This window comes from Halopseudomonas salina (assembly GCF_008641105.1).
Window position 1 is genome coordinate 122,357 of sequence record NZ_VTTI01000007.1, and the last position, 20,678, is coordinate 143,034.

Genomic DNA, 20,678 nt, shown 5'->3' on the forward strand with positions numbered 1-20,678 from the left:
CCATGCCGACTAACTGCGGCGCGCGTAACGCTTGAGCAGGCTGGGGATATCCAGAATCAGCGCAATACGACCGTCACCGGTAATGGTCGCGCCGGACATGCCGGCAGTGCCCTGCAGCATGCGTCCCAGCGGCTTGATCACCACTTCTTCCTGACCGACCAGTTGATCGACCACGAAGCCGACACGCTGCGTACCCACCGAGACGATAACCACGCTGGCGGCGGAACGGTCTGAAGTATCCTCGACACCCGGCATCAGCCAGCGCTTGAGAAAGAACAGCGGCAGGGCCTTGTCACGGACGATGATGACCTCCTGTCCGTCCACCACGTTGGTGCGCGACAGGTCCAGATTATAGATCTCGTTCACGCTGACCAGCGGCAGAGCAAAGGCCTGATCGTTCAGCATCACCATCAGGGTCGGCATGATCGCCAGGGTCAGGGGCACCTTGATCGCAATCACCGTACCCTGGCCCTTGGTGGAAGTGATGCCAATGGTGCCGTTGAGCTGGGAGATCTTGGTCTTGACCACATCCATACCGACACCGCGGCCGGATACGTCGGAAATTTCGGTCTTGGTCGAGAAACCGGGTGCCAGAATCAGATCGAAGCATTCGCTCTGGGTCAGACGATCGGCAACCTCCTTGTCCATCATGCCCTTCTCGACTGCCTTGGCGCGCAACACTTCGGCGTCCATACCACGGCCATCGTCGGTAATCGTCAGCAGGATGTGATCGCCTTCCTGTTCGGCGGCCAGCACTACCTTGCCGGTACGCGGCTTGCCCGCGGCTTCCCGTTCGGCGGGCAGCTCGATACCGTGGTCGACCGAGTTGCGCACCAGGTGCACCAGGGGGTCGGCCAGAGCCTCGACCAGATTCTTGTCCAGATCGGTCTCTTCACCGATCATGTCCAGGTTGATTTCCTTTTTCAGGCTACGCGCCAGATCCCGGACCACGCGTGGGAAGCGGCCAAACACCTTCTTGATCGGCTGCATCCGCGTCTTCATTACCGACGACTGCAGATCAGCGGTAACCACATCAAGATTGCCGACTGCCTTGTTGAGCTCCTCATCGCCGCTGCTCACGCCCAGGCGCACCAGGCGGTTACGCACCAGCACCAGCTCGCCGACCATATTCATGATCTCATCAAGACGGGCGGTATCGACCCTCACCGTGGTTTCGACGGCGGGGTTATCGGAGGCAGCCCCGGCCTTGTCCTTGGGTACCGGCGGGATAGAAGGTGGTGTTGGCGGTGCAGTGTCGGTGGCGGCCGCTGATACGGGACTGGCCGCCTTCGCAACGGGCTTGGCTGCTTTTTTTGCGTCAGCCGCCGGTTTGGCGGGAGCAGAAGCCGGCTGCGGGTCAATCACTGTCGGCGGTTTACCATTCCCATGCAACTGGTCAAGCAGCGCTTCGAATTCGTCATCGGTTATGTGATCTGACGCTTCGGGCTCCGGTGCGGATGTGGCAGCGGGACTGGAGGCGGCCGCAAGACCCGGGGCTGCACCCTTGCCATGGAGTTCATCCAGCAGCGCTTCAAATTCGTCGTCGTTGATTTCGTCACTCGTCGGTGCGGGTGCAGACGGCGGCGCGGCGGCAACGGCGGCGGTGGCGGCTGTTGTTGCGCCTTTGCCATGCAACTGATCGAGCAGCGCTTCGAATTCGTCATCGGTGATTTCGTCACCCGTGCCGGAAGCCGGAATGGCTGCGACTGCGTCAGTCTGTGCAACGGCACCGGATGGCTGTGCATCTGCGGACGGACCATGCAGCGCATCGAGCAACTGCTCAAACTCATCGTCGGTAATATCGCCCTCGGCTACTGTCGCTTCCGGCGCCTGGACGGCCTGCGGTTCAGGTGTCGCCGGACTGGCTTCGGTGGGCAGTGGGTCGCTTGCGGGCTCGTCAGCAGCTGGCGTTGCCAGTCGTGCAAGGGCCTCGAGCAGGGCTGGATCGGCGGGCGTTGGCGGGGTGCGCTCGCGCACTTCGTCAAACATGGTGTTGACGCTGTCCAATGCCTGGAGGACGACGTCCATCAGCTCGGAATCAACCTTTCGCTCGCCCTTGCGCAGGATATCGAAGACGTTCTCGGCGATGTGACAGCAGCCTACCAGCGCGTCGAGCTGAAGAAATCCGGCGCCACCCTTGACGGTATGAAAGCCGCGGAAGATAGCATTGAGCAAGTTGGTATCGTCGGGACGATTTTCCAGCTCGATAAGCTGTTCGGACAACAATTCCAGAATCTCTCCGGCCTCAACCAGAAAGTCCTGGAGGATCTCTTCATCCGCATCAAAGCTCATGCATCCACTCCCGGGTAGCGCTTGTTATTAGAAGCCCAGGCTGGACAGAAGGTCATCGACTTCATCCTGCCCTGAGACAACATCTTCTCTTTTATCGGCATGAATCTGCGGACCTTCACCCTTGGGTGACACTTTTTTTGCTTCGGGGGTGGCTTTCTGATGCTCTATGCCGGCAAAACGATCCACCTGACCGGCCATGCGTACCAGATCCAGCAAGCTTTCCTCGACGTCATGCACCAGAGTAATCACCCGCTTGATCACCTGACCGGTGAGGTCCTGATAATCCTGAGCCATGACAATCTCATTCAACTGACCGCTGACCTGGGTGGCTGAGCTTTCGGTTTTCTCCAGAAAGTCACCCATGCGCTTGTACAGGTCGCGGAATTCGCCGGCGGCCATTTCGCGTCGCTGCAGACGTTCCCAGTCGGTGCGCAGTGCAGCGGCTTCCTGGCCCAGATTGGCAACGATAGGCGCACTGGCGTCAACCAGATCCATGGTGCGGTTGGCCGCCTTGTCGGTGAGTGTCACGACATAGTCCAACCGATCCGAGGCATCCGAGATACGCGTGGCTTCAACATCATCACCCAGCGCCTGGCTGGTATCGAGCTGAAAGTTGACGATGGCGTTGTGCAGCGCACGCGTCAGCAGCCCCACTTCATGATAGAGACCGCGGTCGCGTGCCTGATTGATCGCGTGAATGACCAGTATGGCTTCGCCGAACTGCCCTTTCTCCAAGAGATCGACCAACTGCCGCGCATTGTCCTTCAGGGAATGTTCGTATTCCTGAGCGGTAGCCTGGCCGGTGTCCTTACTTAACGCCATAACCTGTACCCCGGTTGTTATTTAGCCTGAACGCGCTCGAAGATCTTCTCGATCTTTTCCTTGAGTGCCTGAGCGGTAAACGGCTTGACAACGTAACCGTTCACACCGGCCTGGGCGGCCTCGATGATCTGATCGCGTTTGGCTTCAGCGGTAACCATCAACACCGGGAGATGCTTGAGGCGTTCGTCAGCTCGTACTGCACGTAGCAGATCGATGCCGCTCATGCCGGGCATGTTCCAGTCGGTAACCAGAAAGTCAAAATTACCGCTTTGCAGCATTGGCAGCGCGGAGGTGCCATCATCGGCTTCCGCCGTGTTGGTGAACCCCAGGTCGCGCAACAAATTCTTGATGATGCGCCTCATCGTTGAAAAATCATCAACGATGAGAATTTTCATATTCTTGTCCAAGTCGACCTCCGTACACACCAGGAAGAGTGCGTTGTCACACTCCGTTAAGCTACTGGCCAAACAAGCCTTTCACGTTTTATTGACGCCAGTGTAACCGGAGTGGCCCAATCGTGCTGCCTCCGCTGACATTAGTTCGTCTTCGTACCTGTTACTGCCAGGCGATATTCTCGTTCTGTGGGCATTGTCCGGATGTTGACCACAAAATCAATCATTTCGCCATCCGCCCAGCCTGGCGCGCAGCCGCGCTGCGCACTGACTGTGTAACTGACTGACGCGCGACTCACTGACACCAAGCACTGCGCCTATTTCCTTGAGGTTCAGCTCTTCGTCGTAATATAGCGACAGCAGCAGACGCTCACGCTCGGGCAGGGTGTCAATTGCTTCCACCAGAGCCTGGCGAAAACGCTGGTCCTCCAGCCCGCCAAAGGGCTCTTCGTCGCCGTGTGCGTCGGCCCGGGTTCCGGATTCGAGCAGGTCATCGAAGCTGAACAGCTTGCTGCCGGCTGTATCATTGAGGATCGAATAATATTCCTCAAGACTCATTTCCAGCTCTGCAGCTATCTCCTGATCCTTGGCATCACGTCCCAGCCGCGACTCGACGGCGCGCACTGCATCACTGACCATGCGAGTATTGCGGTGTACCGAACGTGGCGCCCAGTCACCCTTGCGTACCTCATCGAGCATGGCCCCACGAATACGGATACCGGCATAGGTCTCGAAGCTGGCGCCCTTGGAATTGTCAAACTTGCGAGAGGCTTCGAGCAAGCCGATCATGCCGGCCTGTATAAGATCATCAACCTGGACGCTGGCCGGCAGGCGGCCCAGCAGATGGTAGGCAATACGCTTGACCAGAGGAGCGAACTGTTCGACCAGACGATCCTGGGAACCCGCGGAACCCTGTGCGCGTGTATACATGCTCACCCCACCTGCCGTTAAGGTCATAGGCCTGTTCCGGTCTGTTGCACCAGGCGCTCGACAAAAAATTCAAGGTGGCCGCGTGGATTGGCCGGTAATGGCCAGGCGTTCACCTTCTGTGCGATCCCGCGGATCGCCAGCGATGCCTTGCTACGCGGGAAAGCATCATATACCGCGCGCTGTTTCTGCACCGCCTTGCGTACGTTTTCATCGTAGGGTACCGCGCCAACATACTGCAGGGCCACATCCAGAAACCGATCGGTGACCTTGGTCAGCTTGCTGAACACCAGACGACCTTCCTGGGGAGTGTGAACCATGTTGGCCAACACGCGAAAGCGCGTCATGCCGTGGTCACGATTAAGCAGTTTGATCAGCGCATAGGCGTCGGTAATCGAGGTGGGCTCATCGCAGACAACCACCAGAACTTCCTGGGAGGCGCGTACGAAGCTCACAACCGAATCGCCGATTCCGGCGGCGGTGTCGACAATCAGCACATCGATATTGTCACCGATTTCACTGAACGCCTGAATCAGACCCGCATGCTGCTGGGGATTGAGGTTGACCATGCTGGCAGCGCCGGAAGCGGCTGGAACGATGCGGATCCCCCCGGGGCCGTTGAGCAGCACATCGCGCAGCTCGCAGGTTCCTTCCAGCACGTCAGCCAGCGTCGCCTTGGCCTTGAGTCCGAGCAGAACGTCGACGTTGGCCAGACCAAGGTCAGCATCAAGCAGGACGACACGCCGCCCCAAATCGGCAAGTGCGAGGCCGAGATTGACTGACACGTTGGTCTTGCCTATGCCGCCCTTGCCGCCGGTGACCGCAATAACCTGAACCGGATGTTTGCTGCCCATCTGCGTTGATTACCTTCTTATAAGTTCGGTTAGCTTGCCCGCTGGGTGTGTAGTATACCGGCAAACACATCTGCCATGGCCTGATCTGCCGGCGCCTCGTTGCCCGCCAGACTGACCGCGCGGCTGACCAGCTGATGCCCCACTGCCTTGGCAATATCATCCGGTATGCGCTGGCCATCTGCCAGATAGGCTACCGGTAAACCCTGTTGCATGGCCAGACCCAATGCTTCTCCGAGAGTGGCTGCCTCGTCGACCTTGGTCAACACGCAACCGCTGAGGCCACAGACCTTGTAGGTGTGATAAGCAGCCTTGAGCACCTGATACTGACTGGTTGCTGCCAGCACCAGCAACTTGCTGACACGATGGCCCAGTGCCGCCAGTTGATTGAGCTGGCCGTGAAGATGCGGGTCCTGGGCCTGAAGGCCGGCGCTGTCGACCAGCACCAGGCGCTTGCCGGAGAATTCCTGAAGCACATCGGCCAGGCTGTTTTGCTCGTCAACCACGCGCACCGGCACATTGAGAATACGCCCAAGGGTACGCAATTGCTCGTGGGCACCAATGCGATAGGTATCCATGGTGACCAGAGCCACATGCTGGCTGCCATGCTTGAGCACATAGCGTGCGGCAAGCTTGCCCAGGGTGGTGGTCTTGCCGGCGCCGGTGGGACCGACCAATGCAACAATGCCGCCCTGATCAACCAGCTCTTCGCGCATGACCGGGATGCTGTGGGCCAGGTGCGCCAGCAGCATCCGCCAGGCCTGGCGCGTATTGGTTTCGTTAGCTACCAGTTGCAGCAGCTTCTGGCTCAATTCGGCTGGCAGGCCCAGTTGGGTAAGACGCCGCCAGAGGCTGGCCTGTTGTGGGCGCTGCTGATTGACCTGACCCCAGGCCATGCTACCCAACTGCGCTTCGAGCATTTCGCGCAGACCGGCAATTTCATCGCGCATGGCGCTCAGGCCGGAGCTGCTTTCGGGTTCGGAGTGAGTCTGCTGCCGAGTGGGTGCTGCCTGGGCGCGGGGCGCCTCGGGGACCGGGTCGGCGATTTCGTTATTCAGTCTGTCGAGCAGCTCGCGGGCAACAGGCGAGCCATCGCGCACTGCCTGGCGCATGGTCTCGCCAAACAACTGCCGATTGACGCTGGGCTGCTCGGTCGAACGGTCGCCGGCCTCAAGCTGAGCCCGGGCGCTGACGATGCGCTCCTGGGTTTTCTTGAGCTCCTGGCTCAGGCCTGGGGTGGGCGGAGTCAGGCGTGGCGCTTCGTAGTCCACCGCGGCGGTCAGTTCCACGCCGCCAACAACCCGGCGGTTGCCGATAATCGAGGCGTCGGCACCCAGCTCCTCGCGGACCAGCTTCATCGCCTGGCGCATATCGGCAGCAAAGAACCTTTTTACTTTCATGGCTGACCCACCCTTCTATTCGTATGTATTAGCTTTGGCCGACCGTAGCAACGATGGTGACCTGCTTGCTGTCCGGTATTTCCTGGTAGGACAGCACATGGGCTCCGGGGGCTGCGTAGCGAACAAACTTGGCCATCATGCCGCGAACCGGTCCCGCTACCAGCAATATCGCCGGCTTGCCCTGCACTTCCTGCCGCTGTACCGCATCGGCCAGTGAACGCTGAAGCTTCTCGGCCATGCCCGGTTCGAGCATGATGCCGTCGTCACCCCCCTGACCGGCCTTCTGTAGACTCTGTAGCAATATCTGTTCCAACCTTGGCTCCAGAGTGATCACAGGTAGCTCCGAGTCAAGCCCTACAATGCTTTGTACGATGGAGCGAGCCAGCGCCACGCGAACAACCGCAATCAGTGCGCCAGGATCTTGACTCTTGCCAGGCTGGTTGGCGATAGCCTCGGCGATGGTGCGAATGTCCCGGACCGGCACCTGCTCCTGCAGCAGGCCCTGCAGAACCTTGAGCAGCCCTGACAGGGAAATGATGCCAGGCACCAGCTCCTCTGCCAGCTTGGGGGAAGCCTTGGCCAGCACCTGCAGCAACTGCTGAACCTCCTCATGACCAAGCAGTTCGTGGGCATGCTTGTGCAGTATCTGATTGAGGTGGGTGGCCACCACGGTGCTGGCGTCCACCACGGTATAACCCAGTGATTGCGCCTGATCCTTCTGCATCGGCTCGATCCAGACTGCATCCAGACCAAACGCCGGATCCTTGCCGGCCAGGCCCTTGATCTCGCCAAAAACCTGACCCGGGTTGATGGCCAGCTCGCGGTCGGGGTACACCTCGGCCTCCGCCACACCCACGCCCATCAGTGTGACGCGATAGGAATTGGGCGACAGATCCAGGTTGTCGCGAATATGCACAGAGGGCATCAGAAAGCCCATGTCCTGGGAGAGCTTCTTGCGCACACCCTTGATTCGCGCCAGCAGCTGGCCCCCCTGGTTGCGATCAACCAGGGGAATCAGGCGGTAACCGACTTCCAGGCCGACCATATCTACCGGAGTGACGTCGTCCCAGCCCAGCTCACGGGTTTCAGGGCGAGCCAGAGCGGGCACTTCCGCTTCCTGGCGCTGCACTTCTTCCGCCTCGACCAGCTTCAAACGCTGGCGGTTGGCGATGTAATACGCAGCGCCGGCGGCCAGGGCACCGAGACTCAGGAAGGAGAAGTGCGGCATGCCGGGAATCAGACCCATGACGATCATGATCGCCGCCGCAATCGCCAGTGCCTTCGGCGAGGCAAACATCTGACGGTTGACCTGCGCGCCCATGTCTTCGGAGGTGGAAACGCGGGTCACCATAATTGCTGCAGCAGTGGACAGCAACAGCGACGGTATCTGCGCCACCAGACCGTCACCAATGGTCAACAGCACGTAGATACGTCCGGCGTCAGCGAAGCTCAAGTCGTGCTGGGCGATGCCGATTGCCAGACCACCAATGACGTTGATGAACAGAATCAGCAGACCGGCGACCGCGTCACCGCGAACAAACTTGCTGGCACCGTCCATGGAGCCGTAGAAGTCTGCCTCCTGGGCCACTTCCTGGCGACGTAGCTTGGCCTGTTCCTGATCGATAATGCCGGCATTGAGGTCGGCATCAATGGCCATCTGCTTGCCGGGCATGGCATCCAGGGTGAATCGCGCACTGACTTCGGAGATTCGTCCGGCGCCCTTGGTTACCACGACGAAGTTGATGATCATGAGGATCGCGAAGACCACCAGACCGACCACATAGTTGCCGCCGATCACCACCTCACCAAAGGCCTGGATAACCTTGCCCGCGGCATCTCCACCCTCATGACCGTAGAGCAGCACCACCCGCGTGGAGGCCACGTTCAGCGCCAGGCGTAGCAAGGTCGCCACCAGCAGGATGGTCGGGAACACAGCGAAGTCCAGGGGCCGCAGGGCGTAGGCACAGACCAGCAGCACCACTAGCGCAAGCGCGATATTGAAGGTAAAGAGCACGTCGAGCAGAAATGGCGGTACTGGCAGCATCATCATGCCGAGCATGACCAGCAACAGAATCGGCACGCCCAGGCTGCCGTGGCGCAGCCCCGCCAGGTTACTGCGCATGTTCCCCATTACTTCTGTGCGATTCACTGCCATGCGTTCGACATTCCCGATCAAATATTTGACGCCAGATACGGCCTGGCATGACCCTACGCAAGTTCCGTTCCAGTCTGCGATTTTTTGTCACAGAATCACACATAGCTGTCACAACGAGGGCGATCGATCGCTGCTAATATTGCAGTGCAACAAAAAAGCGGGCTGCCTTTGAGCCGACCCTGTCTGCCAGTCCAATCAGCCCAAGGGCCGCACCATGAGATCAACCGTGAAGCTGCCCGCTAACATGCCTACACAGCGACTGATCATGGTTGTGCTGAGCCTGCTGGTGGTGCTGTTCATCATTGGCATGTTGTTGATGTCGCGGCTGAATCTGGACTTTGCCCAGCAAGCCATGTCCGACCTGCGTCAGCGTCAGATCATCGATACCTTTGAAGCCAATCTGGACCGCATAAACGCCCACCATCAGAAAATGGAGCAGAATACGGTCGGGCTGGCGCGTACCGGTGAGCTATTTCATCGGCTGCGACAACAGGGCAACGCAAGTGCATCCCGACTGGAATCGATGCTTCGTGACGGGCTGGATGATTTTCCAGACGCGCACGGGAGCGGCGTCTGGTACGAACCGGGGGCTTTAGCCGATCAACCTGTCGGGGTGATTGCCTATCGACAGGGTTCGGAGATCATCACCACCCGTGCCAGCGCCGAATTCGTCAACCGCGCCTGGTATCGGCGACTGGTCGACAACCTGGATAACGCCAGGGTGACGGGCCAGGCCCGCCGCTTCTACTGGACAGCGGCCTACTTCAAGCGCCGTATCGATGACGTGGTAATAAGTCTGAGCACCACCATGCGGGATGCGTCCGGTCGCAGCATTGGTATTGTCTCGACCGACTGGCGGGCCGATGACGTCATCCGCCTGATCAGCGGCGTAGACATAACGCCAGGTACGTTTTCCTTTCTGCTGGACAGCGAGAACCGCAACCTGTCCAGCCTGGCCCGGGCCGATGATGTGGAGCACGCACAACAACTGATGACGGCCATCAGTGACGCTCAGCTGCAACAGCTGGTGCCGCAGGCCGTGGGCCGGTTGTCGAGTGTGACGCCCCCCCGAGAGCAGCGAACCCTCGAAGTGGGGGGCGAGGAGTTTGCCCTGTTCTACTCTGCCACCCAGGCAGGTATGGTTTTCGGCATTGGCGTCCCCCAGGCGGAGATTGACGCTGTTCTGCTACCCATGCGTGCCAGCAACCTGCGGATCGTGGCATTGATCGGCAGTATCCTGGTGGTTTTGTCGGCGTTGATCCTATACATGATCGCCGGCACTCTCAGGCGGCTGCGCAACCTCTACACCGACCCACTGACCCAATTACCCAATCGTGAGCGCTTGCTGGTGGATCTGCGCAGCCGGCCCGCCGCGTCACTGGTATTGCTGAATATCGATGGCTTCAAGCAAATCAACGATTTCTACGGCCATCAGTGTGGCGACCATGTGATTGTGACCCTCTCAACACAGCTGCAAGCCTATCTCCAGGCCAGGCCCCTTTCACGCAGCGGTCGGCTCTACCGTATGCCGGGTGACGAGCTGGCAATCTGGCGACCCGGTCAGGCAGATGAGGCCGCACTGGTTAGCCTGGCGAGTGATCTACAGGCGTTTGTGAGCTCGGTACGGACCCAGTGGGAAGATCACGATATTACGCTGCATGTCAGTATGGGGCTGGCCAGTACGCGCCTGCGCAACGGCGAAAAACTCGACCCGGAACACCTGCTCCCCTCCGCCAATATTGCCCTGGAGCACGCCCGTGTAGCTCAGGCCGGTTACATGCTCTACGACCCTGCCGATCGTGCGCGCGAGAATTACGAACACAACCTTATCTGGGCCAACAAGTTGAAGCTGGCTCTTGAAGAAAACCGGCTGGTGCCCTTCTTCCAACCCATCATGCACGTGGAGAGCGGCCGGATAGAAAAATATGAATGTCTGGTGCGTATGCTCGACCACCAGGGTGAACCGATCAGCCCGGCCATGTTCCTGCCCATTGCCCGGAAAATCCGCCTGTACCGCTCGGTCACCCGGCGAATGATCGATATGAGCCTGCAATGGTTTGCCAACAACAATTACGAGTTCTCCCTCAATCTGTCGTCCGAGGATCTGCTGGATCCCGAGCTCCATGAGTTTATTGTTGAACGCTTGCAAAAGCGGTCCCTGGCCGAACGGGTAATTTTCGAGGTGCTCGAGTCCGAGAGCATTGAGAACTACGAGCCCGTGCGCCTGTTCATCGACCGAGTGAAAGCGCTGGGATGCCGCATAGCGATTGATGACTTTGGGACGGGATATTCCAACTTCGAACACCTGCTGCGCCTGAATGTTGATCTGATCAAGATTGACGGCAGTCTGATCAGGCAGCTGGATACCGACACCAATGCGATGACACTGACCCGGGGGATCGTTCAGTTCGCCAAGGAGCTCGGCCTCAAGACCGTCGCTGAATTTGTACACAGTCAGGCAGTGCTGGCTCAGGTGAGAGCGCTGGGCATCGATTTTGCCCAGGGCGCCTGTATCGGCATGCCGGCCAACGCGCTGATTACCGACATTGTGTTGGCAGATAAGACTAGCGCTGGCGGGGAAGAGAGGAATGCGCGCTCTGATCTATAAAGTGATTGGAGCCGTCACCTAACCCGGCTATGCTCCTGAGTGATGGCTTAGCGCCTTGGTTCGATCTGGAGACATCATGCACGCATTCCCGGCCACCCTTGTTGTTGGCCTGCTCGCTTTTTCGTTAAGCGGCTGCAGCAGCCTGCCGGACCGCGAAGAGGTCTGGTCGCGCTCCAGCGACTTCTTCAACCAGTCGGCAGAGGTGCTCAAGGCTCAGCGCAAACGCCTGGCCAACTTCGCCGGCAGTCTGGTGAGCAGCAAGGATGACGAGGCCCGCGATAAGGAAGTCAGCGCCCTCTTCGCCCAACCCTATATAGACCCACTGACCCGTTATCTGGAGGAGCGCTCGGGCGATGACCGTTTCGCTGCCCAGCTCGCACGGGTGGCTGCCGAGCGTAACCGTCGCTGCGCAGATATCGCTGATACCTACGCCGATCGCACGGCCACTCGCGACAACCTGCAGCGCATGCGTCGCGGTTATCTGTATTCATGCCCTACCGAGGTTCAACGCTTTGCCGCTCGCGTCGATTCCGGCACGAATACCACCACGGCCAGTCGCTCTGATTCAACCAGGGCCGCCCAGGTTGCCCGGCCCGGAAAGCAGGTTGAGAGCCCCGCCGCACGCCCTGTCAGCTCAGCCAGCAGCGACCAGCCGGACACCGAGCTGGAAGATGCGCTGAGCCGGCGACAACACAGCGACTGCTATCTGCTGTTTACTATTCGCAACAACACCCAGGCTCTTGAGGCGTGCGAACCGCTGGCTGCCGAGGGCGATGCCAAGGCGCAACATCACATGGCCCAACTGGCACTCATGAGTAACAACACCTCCAGTGCTGCTGACTGGGCAAAACAATCGGCGGCCCAGAAGTACCCGCCCGGACAGCTCGCTCTGGGCCTGCTGCTGCAGGACGGTCGTGGCATAGCCAAGGATCCCATCCGCGCCCATGGCCTGCTGAAAAGCGCCGCAGATCAGGGGCTTGCCGAGGCCGCCTATTACACCGGCCTGAGCTTCCAGACAGGTACCGGGGTGAGCGCCAATGCAGCGAACGCAGCAAGGTACCTGGAAAAAGCGGCTGCAAGCGGGCACATCCCGGCCTACTTTGCCCTGGCAGAGTTGCATGAAGGCAGTGCTCCCGAGCAGTCGCGCTATTGGCTGGATCAGGCTGCGCGCAAGGGCTCGGCCCGTGCCCAGTATCTGTTGGGCGAAAGCTATGCGCGGGGCACCCACGGCCAGACCGATAACGAAGCCGCCTATGTCTGGTACAGCCTTGCGTTGCTCAACGGCCACGACGACGCCAAAGCTGGTATTGAACGGCAAGAAAAGCTGTTGACAGGCAGTCAGCTGGCGACCGCCCGATCACGCGTCGAGGACGGGATTAACGGTCGATGGGACTGAAAAACCTCGCTGACATGAGGATGAAGCGCCTGATCATGCTCATCCTCACCTTGCTCGCCGGTGTTTTTCTCGTGGGCATGTTGGTGATGTCATCACTGAATCTGGATTTTTCCCAACAGGCAATGGCGGAGCTGCGCCAGAAACAGATTACCGATATTTTTCAGGCCAACCTGAACCGGATCAACGCCCACCACCAGTTGATGGAACAGAATACCTCAAGCCTGGCCAACCTGGGCGAGACGCTCTACCGCAGCAGGGAAATGGCTCAGGGCGACGCAGCCCAAGCGCTTGCTACCAGTCTCGAGAATGGGCTGCGCAGAATGCCTCAGGCCTACGGTGCAGAAATCTGGTACAACCGCCCGGGCAATGGTAATCAATCCGGGCAGGACGTTTCGGCCTATGCCTATCGCAACGCAGGTCTGATCCGTACTCAATCTGACGGAAACCTCTATCACAGCAGGAACTGGTACAGCCGGGTTCTGCCTGAAGTTACTGCCGGCGGGGAACCCCTGGAGCGCACCGGTTTTTTCTGGACGCCTGCCTACTACAAGGAGCTGATCGATAACGTGGTGATCAGCCTCACCACCGAAATGCGGGACGCCCAGGGAGCGGTTATCGGGCTGGCATCTACCGACTGGCGCGCAGACGACATCATCAATCTGGTCAGTGGCGTCAAGGTGACGCCGGGTACCTTTGCCTTCCTACTGGATAACGAAAACCGCAATCTGTCGAGCCTAGCCTACGCCGACGACGTGCTGGCAGCCCAACGCAAGATCGATGCGATAATCAACTCGAACCTGCATGACCGCGTTGGCGGCTCCCGGCCCCAGTCTGCGGTGATTTCCGGAAGCCTGCTGGTGGCCCCGATGCAAACCATGCCGCTGACGGTGGATGACCAGCAACATCTGCTTTTTTACAGCCGAACCCGGGCGGGTATGGTCTTTGGGGTGGGTGTACCCAAGACTGAAATTGATGCCGTATTGCTCCCCATGCGTGAGAGCAACCTGAAAATTGTCGCCCTGGTCAGCGCGGTTACCCTGGGGTTGACGTTACTGATCATGCTGATCGTCGCGCGCATACTCAACCGGGTACAGATTCTTTACACCGACGCCCTGACCCAACTGCCCAACCGGGAAAAATTGCTGGTTGATCTGGAACGGTCCGACGTCGCCTCCCTGCTGCTGATCAATATCGACTCGTTCAAGGAGATCAATGATTTTTACGGCCACCAGTGTGGCGATCATGTCATCAGCCATCTGGCACTGGGCCTGCGGGATCTGTTGCTGCGGGACCGGGGCTGGGCTGCGTGCCGGCTATACCGCATGCCGGGGGACGAGTTGGCAATCTGGCTGCCCTCTGCCGAAAGCTCGGCGCAACTGGCCAGTCGTGCCGAATCCCTGTTGAGGTTTGTCAGCATGCTGCCGGTAACCTGGCAGCAGCAGACCATTCCGCTCAATGTGACCCTTGGCGTTGCCACCAGTCTTCAGCAGGACGGCTCCCAGCAAGCGGATGAGCAGTTGCTGACCTCGGCCAGCATCGCTCTGAAATCAGCGCGCATGGCCCGCACAGGTTATTGCATATACGACCCGGCACACCGTACCCGTGAAAGTTACGAACAGAACCTGATCTGGGCCAACCGCCTCAGGCGCGCCCTGGATGACGGACGTATCGTCCCCTATTTTCAGCCGATCCTGGATTTGCGCACCGGTCGTATCGAGAAGTTCGAATGTCTGGCGCGCATGATTGATGAAAATGGCAGCCCGATCTGTCCTGCCGAATTTCTAGGCGTGGCCAAGAAGATCCGGCTCTACCGCTTGATCACACGCACCATGGTTACCCAGTGTTTCACCCGGTTTGCCGAGAATGATTATGCCTTCTCCCTGAACCTGTCATGCGAGGACCTGCTCGATCCCGATCTGACCAACTTCATCGTCGACAAGCTCAAGGGCAGCCCTTCGCTGGCTTCGAGGCTGATCTTCGAGATTCTGGAGTCGGAGGGTATCGAGAATTACGCTGAGGTGCGCCGCTTCATTGACCGGGTCAAGGCCCTGGGATGCCGCATTGCGATTGATGACTTTGGAACCGGTTACTCGAACTTCCAGCATCTGCTGCGCCTGAATGTCGACATTATCAAGATCGATGGCAGCCTGATTGAGCATATCGATACCGATCCGATCGCCCTGAACGTGACCCGCGGCATTCAGCAATTTGCTACGGGCCTGGGGATGCGCACTGTCGCCGAGTTTGTGCACAGCAAGGCAGTGCTCGAGTGCGTTCGTCTACTCAATATCGATGATGTGCAGGGCTATCACATTGGCAAGCCTTCCCCGCATCTGGTTACCGAGCCGGAGAACGGCAGGCCCCTGCCAAGAATCACTCTGCTCAGCAACATCAGAAAGTCATGAGCGACCGTCTTAACGGTAGATAATCGAGCCACGCATGGGCGCAAGCCTGTGCAGAAGCCGGTTCTGCGAGGTTACCGGCACCCCTTCCGCGGTCATCGCGACAATCAGATTTTCCACCAGAGCGTTGAAGTCTCCCTCGGTAATATCCATACCGGCATGGCTATCTTCCATGCTGTCACCGGTATATTCGCAGGGCCCGCCACTTTCCATACATATCTGCTCGACCAGCTTTTCAAAAAGGCGGTCAATATCAGCGTCTACAAAATGACTGACGATGCGTTCATCATCGGCAATATTGATCAGCAACCCCTCGACAATCCGCTCGATACCCGATTGCCCACCCAGAGCCTGGTACAACTCATCCTCGGCAGGTGGCGGAGCGGCGGAATGGGCGGCGCAGCCGCCCAGGGTCAGCGCGGCGACAAGTACAATCAGGTGACGCATGGAGACCTCAGTAGCTCAGCTGCAGTGAAAGGTACAAGCCGGTCTGATCATCGAGAGTGGCGATTTCACCCAGATCGGCCCAGGCAGCGACAATCGAGACCCTTTTGGAAGGAAAATAACCGACGAACAGATCCTGCCAGTCGCTTTCTCCGGCAAAGGAGAGATTATCGGGCTTCTCCCGATACTCGAGACCCACGACCCATTGCGGATTGAGCAATATACCGACGCTCCCCTCCTTGAGCAGGCTGCGACCGCTTCGACGATCACCACCAAAGCCCAGCAATCCGGTCTCGTTGGCGCGACTGTAGCGCAGCGTACCGTTGACCAGCAGGTTGTAGCCAAAGGCGCCACCCAGGAACAGACGGCTGGCGGCCAGATAGGCTTCGGTATCAGAATCACGTCGGGCGCCCACCGCGTCCGGAATAAAGAAATTGGTCTGGCGCTTATACTGCAGACCCAGCGCAACCTGAGGCAGCTGATCGTAGACCAGATCGCCGAACAGGCGGTACTTGGCGCCGAAAACATCCTGATTGAGACTGCGTTCGGGCAACCCGGCAGCCTTGGCCAGCGTGTCGATATCGAGTCGTTGCCGCGCGAATGACAGCTCGACGCGATTGGCATAACTGAAGCTTGCTCCCGCGGTATCCAGGCGATAATCGCCGGTATCCACCCGGGTCGCGAACGCAGCGCCGCCCCACTGCTCACGGGTACCGTAACCGGACATCACCGCCCAGGGTACAATGCCGCCGCCAGCTGCGCCTTCTATCATGCTCGCTCCGCCCGTCGCCAGCAGGCGATCTCCGGGCTCAGCAACGGCGAAAACAGGCATGCAGCTCAACAGAGCTGCAACCACTGCCTTTTTCATGAATGCTCCGTCTGTTTGTACGTGTGTCTATTTTTCTCTAACCAGGCCTCCAGGTCCAGTGCCGCAATTGGCCGACTGATGTAGTAACCCTGGGCGGTATCGCAGCCCAACGCCCTCAACCACTCCAGACTGATTGCGTTCTCTACACCTTCAGCTATGACCTTGAGGCCCATATTGTGGGCCAACTCGATTGTGGAGCGGACAATGACTGCATCCTCACTGCCCTCTGCCAGGTTCAGTACAAAGGACTTGTCGATCTTCAGATCCTGCACCGGCAGGCTCTTGAGCATCGCCAGTGAAGAATAACCGGTACCGTAATCGTCCACCGCAAGACTGATACCCATCTCACGCAGTTGGTGCAGGCTGCGCAGACTGCGCTCCGGGTTGACCATCAGCGCGCTCTCGGTCACTTCAAAAGCCAGCATCGCCGGATCGATGCCATGCTTTTCCAGCACCTTTGCCACCTGATCGACAAAGTTCTCGTCATCCAGATCCAGCGCGGAAATGTTCATTGCGACGCCGAGCTCGACGCCTTGATCAGCCCAGTGGCGCATCTGCGTCGCAATCGCGCCAAGAATCCACTGGGTCAGCTTGTGAATGCTTCCGGTCTGTTCGGCCAGCAGAATGAATTCATCTGGGCCAATAAAACCCAGCTCCGAGTGGTGCCAGCGCATCAGCGCCTCCACCTGCCTGACTTCACCGCTGGCGATGTCGAGTTTGGGCTGATAGACCACTGAAAGCTCACGCATCTGTGCTGCAAAATGGATGTCGCGAATCAGGCGCAGGCGGCGCATGTAGTCCTGGTCACGCTTGGCCTGGTAAACGGAGATGCGCATCGGTCCCGGATGCGCGTCGGCGGCGGCAATGGCAACCTGTCGCAACAGCTCGTCAGGATCGTCGCTATGATGCGGCCACGCCACCACACCGGCCAGCCACTCGAGGTTGAGCTTCATGCCGTCGTTGTCCATTCTCTCGGACAGAATGGTTATCAGCCGGTCGGTGGTGATCACCGCCTGATCTGTCTCCATATTGTTGAGCACCAACAGAAAACCCTGTCCAGGGTGGTAGGCGAGCAACGAGTTGGTCGGTACGCGAGCACGGATGCGATCCGCCGAGGCGACTACCGTGTGAGAGTAGAAGGTCTGGCCACGGGCCTTGATCAGGTCTTCGGCACCAGACAGGTAAAAGGCAACCAGGGCACCGGAGCGGCCGGCAGAGAGAGAGTCAGCCAATCGCTCACGCGTTTTGGCCAGATTCCCAAGGCCAGTCAGAGGGTCGTGAAAGGCATTGTGAGCTATCTGCCGTTCACGCTCGGCGATATCCTCGCGCATGGTGTCGATGCTTTCGGCAAGCCGGCCTAGCTCATCACTGCGTTTGAGGGTGACCATGCTGGCGTAATCACCCTGACCGATGCGCCGCGCCGCTTCGGCAAGCAGGCTGACTGGTCGGGAAAGGCTTCCGGCCATCACATAGGCGGCAAGTGAGGAAACTCCCAGGGCAATCAGCGTGATCAGCAGTAGTTCGCGCTTGAGCAGGTCGAATATGGCCAGGGCGTCTTCCAGGGGACTGAGAAGCTGCGCCTTCACCTGTAAACCGTCCTGTTGCAGGAGTGTGATACGGGTGGCCAGGTAGACTTCTCCGTCCACATCCACAATGGACGACTCGGGCGTCTCCAGGCTCGCGATGGCATGGTCCATTGGCAGCGTGCCGACGCGATCGAGCACCTCATCACCTTGTGCGGTGATAAAGCTGACTTCCAGACCTGTCAGGCTGCGCATTTCCTCTGCCAGTTCCTGGGTAAGACGAAAGGCCATTGCTACCTGACCCACAGCCAGGGGCGCCATGACGACCGCATCGACCAGCAGGAAGGGTTGCTCATCAATCAAGGCCACCAGGGCGTTGGTGCTCAACGGTTGCAGGGCACTGAGCTCCACTTGCGAACCACTGACCTCCATCCGGCTGGACACCTGAATATTACCATCGGCGTCAAAAAACAGCGCTTCATCCGCTCCGATGCGGCGTGCCTGATTCAGCAAAGCCGAGCGAATTGTCGGCAGATCCCCCGAGGCAACCGCCTCGCGAAAGCCGAAGTCCGCAGCCAGCACCTCGGTCGCGCCGGCAAGCTCCTGAGCCCTCAGCTCCAGCAAACGGCTGAATACATTGGCGCCCACCTGCAGCTGTTGACGCGCCTGACGTTCTGCGGAGCTGTCAGTGGCGCTGTATACCGCAACAAAGACCGCGCCAAGTACCAGAGCAAGCAAACCCACCAATAGGAGGATCAGGCGCGTGCGCAGCCGCTCAATTCGCATACTTGCCGGCCGCCTTGTTGAAACGCTTCTGCAATGGGGACAGCGGCTTTTCAACCACCGCTTCCGCCATACCGTCAACGGCCAGAGTCAGACTGTCGCTGGCGTGCAGATCAATACTGCCTAGGGTGACGGGCGGTGCGTCACCCAGGGTAGGATGCCACCAGGACACCACGGACTCGCCCGGGGGCAGATGCTCCAGGTCGAGTATCCCCTGCGGGTTGGATAGGCCATACCAGGGGCGATCGGTGACCAGAATATAGCCGATCATGGCATCGTGAATATTGCAGCCCAATACCACCGGCCCAGCCTGTTCGAAGGTGACCGGAGGCGCTTCGGAGCCATGGAAAAGCCGCAGCTCGAAGGCTTTTGTCGGAGAGAATGAGTACACATGGTGGCGAACATTATCGCCGTTGGGGAATCCGACATCCGTTCCGGCGGGCACAACTAGCACACGGGGTTGGAACTGAAGGTCGATCTGATCCATCGAAGAGGACAGAGGCGGCCGCTGTGGGACACCCTCAACCAGGATCACTGCATCCTTCAGGGCGTTGCCCTGCTGATCCAGAACCGGCAGGGTGGCAGCCGGAATGGCGACGGCAGTGCTGGCCAGAAACACAGCCACGAGCATGGCCGGATAACGCGTAAAGTGCATGATAACTCTCCCTGGCATGCGTTTCGGCAGCCCCCAAGCTCTGATGTCAGTCAAGGCTTCCCAGTATGCGCCGACTCGGTTAAACGTTAGCATACAGCCATTATTTGTACCTGTGCAGGAGTACCTATGTCCAACCAAGCTGTTTCGCTATCTGTTCTGGATCTGTGTCCGGTCCCCCAGGGTGCGACCCCCGCGCAGGCGCTGAGCAATGCCATGGCCCTGGCCCAATATGCAGAGAGCCTGGGTTACCGCAGGTACTGGGTAGCGGAACATCACAATATGACCGGCATCGCGAGTGCCGCGACCTCCGTTGTCATGGGTTATCTGGCTGCGGGTACCTCGCGCATTCGTATTGGCTCGGGAGGCATCATGCTACCCAACCATGCACCCCTGCAGATTGCCGAACAGTTCGGCACCCTGGAGTCTCTCTATCCCGGCCGGATCGACCTGGGACTGGGGCGCGCCCCGGGTACCGATCAGGCTACCGCACAGGCACTACGTCATGGCCGCGGCGACGGCTCCGACTTCCCGCAGATGCTCGATGAATTGCGCCGTCTGTTTGCCGAGCCCCAACCAGGCCAGCGATTACAAGCTGTGCCCGGGGCCGGTCTCAAGGTTCCCATCTGGCTGCTCGGCTCGAGCACATTCAGCGCGCAGCTGTCTGCCGAGCTGGGACTGCCCTTTGCCTTTGCCGGCCAGTTTTCCCCTGATTTCATGTTCAGCGCATTGCGTACCTACCGTGAGCACTTTCAACCGTCTGAGAGCCTGACGCAGCCCCACGTCATGCTGGGCATCAATGCCTATGTCGGTGAGAGCCGAGAGCACGCCGCCATGCTTGCTACCTCACACCAGCAAGCATTTCTTAACCTGATACGCGGACGCCCGGGCCCCTTGCCACCGCCGGTCGACGATATGGAACCGCTGTGGCAACCACACGAGAAGCACAGCGTGCTATCGACCCTGGCCGGCACACTGATCGGAGACAAGGAAACCGTCAGTCAGCAACTGGCCGATCTGCTTGAGCGCACCGGTGCCGACGAGCTGATAGTGAGCAGCTCGATCCATGATCAGGCCCTGCGCAAGGACAGCTACCAACGGATGATGGAAGTGGCCGGCAAGGTGTGAAATAACTGCTGAAGTTGTTTGCCGAACTATCGGCA

At 59.2% G+C, this 20,678-nt stretch carries 15 protein-coding genes; 4 read left to right on the top strand and 11 right to left on the bottom strand.

Annotated elements, in window-relative coordinates; translation table 11 throughout:
- Positions 1–9: 9 nt before the first annotated feature.
- The 7 genes from FZF01_RS13020 to flhA all read right to left on the bottom strand — a co-directional run bounded on the left by FZF01_RS13020 (position 10) and on the right by flhA (position 8,815).
- Positions 10–2,292 (bottom strand): chemotaxis protein CheA, encoded by a 2,283-nt coding sequence (locus tag FZF01_RS13020; RefSeq protein WP_150278623.1) that lies wholly within the window; start codon positions 2,290–2,292, stop codon positions 10–12.
- Positions 2,293–2,319: 27 nt separating this feature from the next.
- Entirely contained in the window at positions 2,320–3,114 is a 795-nt protein-coding gene (locus FZF01_RS13025) for a protein phosphatase CheZ (RefSeq protein ID WP_150278624.1), read from the bottom strand.
- A gap of 17 nt (positions 3,115–3,131) precedes the next feature.
- The gene (locus tag FZF01_RS13030; protein WP_150278625.1) at positions 3,132–3,509 is read right to left on the bottom strand and encodes a chemotaxis response regulator CheY; all 378 of its coding nucleotides are present in this window, start codon (positions 3,507–3,509) and stop codon (positions 3,132–3,134) included.
- Between the two features lie 216 nt (positions 3,510–3,725).
- On the bottom strand, positions 3,726–4,463 hold the full coding sequence (locus FZF01_RS13035) for an RNA polymerase sigma factor FliA (RefSeq protein ID WP_150278626.1): 738 nt from the start codon (positions 4,461–4,463) through the stop codon (positions 3,726–3,728).
- Positions 4,460–5,287, bottom strand: a complete 828-nt coding sequence (fleN, locus tag FZF01_RS13040; RefSeq protein WP_150278627.1) for a flagellar synthesis regulator FleN — start codon at positions 5,285–5,287, stop codon at positions 4,460–4,462. Before fleN ends, FZF01_RS13035 begins: the two co-directional genes overlap by 4 nt.
- A 29-nt stretch (positions 5,288–5,316) precedes the next feature.
- Positions 5,317–6,684 carry a flagellar biosynthesis protein FlhF gene (flhF, locus tag FZF01_RS13045; protein WP_150278628.1) on the bottom strand — a complete coding sequence of 456 codons (1,368 nt, stop codon included), beginning with the start codon at positions 6,682–6,684 and terminating at the stop codon, positions 5,317–5,319.
- Positions 6,685–6,712: 28 nt separating this feature from the next.
- Entirely contained in the window at positions 6,713–8,815 is a 2,103-nt protein-coding gene (gene flhA, locus FZF01_RS13050; protein WP_373286438.1) for a flagellar biosynthesis protein FlhA, read from the bottom strand.
- A 250-nt stretch (positions 8,816–9,065) separates the two neighbouring features.
- Here flhA and FZF01_RS13055 point away from each other — a divergent pair, with 250 nt between their 5' ends.
- The 3 genes from FZF01_RS13055 to FZF01_RS13065 all read left to right on the top strand — a co-directional run bounded on the left by FZF01_RS13055 (position 9,066) and on the right by FZF01_RS13065 (position 15,248).
- Positions 9,066–11,447 carry an EAL domain-containing protein gene (locus FZF01_RS13055; RefSeq protein ID WP_223825514.1) on the top strand — a complete coding sequence of 794 codons (2,382 nt, stop codon included), beginning with the start codon at positions 9,066–9,068 and terminating at the stop codon, positions 11,445–11,447.
- A gap of 76 nt (positions 11,448–11,523) precedes the next feature.
- Positions 11,524–12,843 carry a tetratricopeptide repeat protein gene (locus FZF01_RS13060; RefSeq protein ID WP_150278630.1) on the top strand — a complete coding sequence of 440 codons (1,320 nt, stop codon included), beginning with the start codon at positions 11,524–11,526 and terminating at the stop codon, positions 12,841–12,843.
- Positions 12,834–15,248 (top strand): EAL domain-containing protein, encoded by a 2,415-nt coding sequence (locus FZF01_RS13065; RefSeq protein ID WP_150278631.1) that lies wholly within the window; start codon positions 12,834–12,836, stop codon positions 15,246–15,248. The genes FZF01_RS13060 and FZF01_RS13065 overlap by 10 nt, the downstream gene beginning before the upstream one ends.
- A gap of 9 nt (positions 15,249–15,257) precedes the next feature.
- Here the strand turns inward: FZF01_RS13065 and FZF01_RS13070 are convergent, their stop codons facing one another.
- From FZF01_RS13070 to FZF01_RS13085, 4 genes are read right to left on the bottom strand one after another with little or no spacing between them, the layout of a single operon-like run.
- Positions 15,258–15,692, bottom strand: coding sequence for a group I truncated hemoglobin (locus FZF01_RS13070; protein ID WP_150278632.1), 435 nt, complete (start codon positions 15,690–15,692; stop codon positions 15,258–15,260).
- A 7-nt stretch (positions 15,693–15,699) separates the two neighbouring features.
- A complete protein-coding gene (locus FZF01_RS13075; RefSeq protein ID WP_223825520.1) occupies positions 15,700–16,521 on the bottom strand; it encodes a DUF3034 family protein in 822 nt (273 codons plus the stop codon).
- Positions 16,522–16,553: 32 nt separating this feature from the next.
- Positions 16,554–18,866, bottom strand: coding sequence for a putative bifunctional diguanylate cyclase/phosphodiesterase (locus FZF01_RS13080; RefSeq protein WP_150278634.1), 2,313 nt, complete (start codon positions 18,864–18,866; stop codon positions 16,554–16,556).
- Positions 18,856–19,518: a methylamine utilization protein gene (locus FZF01_RS13085; protein ID WP_223825515.1), complete on the bottom strand. Its 663-nt coding sequence runs from the start codon at positions 19,516–19,518 to the stop codon at positions 18,856–18,858. Before FZF01_RS13085 ends, FZF01_RS13080 begins: the two co-directional genes overlap by 11 nt.
- Before the next feature lie 126 nt (positions 19,519–19,644).
- Between FZF01_RS13085 and FZF01_RS13090 the strand changes: the two genes are divergently transcribed.
- Positions 19,645–20,643, top strand: coding sequence for an LLM class flavin-dependent oxidoreductase (locus tag FZF01_RS13090; protein ID WP_150278635.1), 999 nt, complete (start codon positions 19,645–19,647; stop codon positions 20,641–20,643).
- Positions 20,644–20,678: the final 35 nt, after the last annotated feature.

Bases quoted from the DNA above. Each gene is read 5' to 3' on its own strand.
- FZF01_RS13020 (WP_150278623.1), bottom strand. From the start codon at position 2,292: ATGAGCTTTGATGCGGATGAAGAGATCCTCCAGGACTTTCTGGTTGAG.
- FZF01_RS13025 (WP_150278624.1), bottom strand. From the start codon at position 3,114: ATGGCGTTAAGTAAGGACACCGGCCAGGCTACCGCTCAGGAATACGAA.
- FZF01_RS13030 (WP_150278625.1), bottom strand. From the start codon at position 3,509: ATGAAAATTCTCATCGTTGATGATTTTTCAACGATGAGGCGCATCATC.
- FZF01_RS13035 (WP_150278626.1), bottom strand. From the start codon at position 4,463: ATGACCTTAACGGCAGGTGGGGTGAGCATGTATACACGCGCACAGGGT.
- fleN (WP_150278627.1), bottom strand. From the start codon at position 5,287: ATGGGCAGCAAACATCCGGTTCAGGTTATTGCGGTCACCGGCGGCAAG.
- flhF (WP_150278628.1), bottom strand. From the start codon at position 6,684: ATGAAAGTAAAAAGGTTCTTTGCTGCCGATATGCGCCAGGCGATGAAG.
- flhA (WP_373286438.1), bottom strand. From the start codon at position 8,815: ATGGGGAACATGCGCAGTAACCTGGCGGGGCTGCGCCACGGCAGCCTG.
- FZF01_RS13060 (WP_150278630.1), top strand. From the start codon at position 11,524: ATGCACGCATTCCCGGCCACCCTTGTTGTTGGCCTGCTCGCTTTTTCG.
- FZF01_RS13065 (WP_150278631.1), top strand. From the start codon at position 12,834: ATGGGACTGAAAAACCTCGCTGACATGAGGATGAAGCGCCTGATCATG.
- FZF01_RS13070 (WP_150278632.1), bottom strand. From the start codon at position 15,692: ATGCGTCACCTGATTGTACTTGTCGCCGCGCTGACCCTGGGCGGCTGC.
- FZF01_RS13075 (WP_223825520.1), bottom strand. From the start codon at position 16,521: ATGCCTGTTTTCGCCGTTGCTGAGCCCGGAGATCGCCTGCTGGCGACG.
- FZF01_RS13080 (WP_150278634.1), bottom strand. From the start codon at position 18,866: ATGCGAATTGAGCGGCTGCGCACGCGCCTGATCCTCCTATTGGTGGGT.
- FZF01_RS13085 (WP_223825515.1), bottom strand. From the start codon at position 19,518: ATGCACTTTACGCGTTATCCGGCCATGCTCGTGGCTGTGTTTCTGGCC.
- FZF01_RS13090 (WP_150278635.1), top strand. From the start codon at position 19,645: ATGTCCAACCAAGCTGTTTCGCTATCTGTTCTGGATCTGTGTCCGGTC.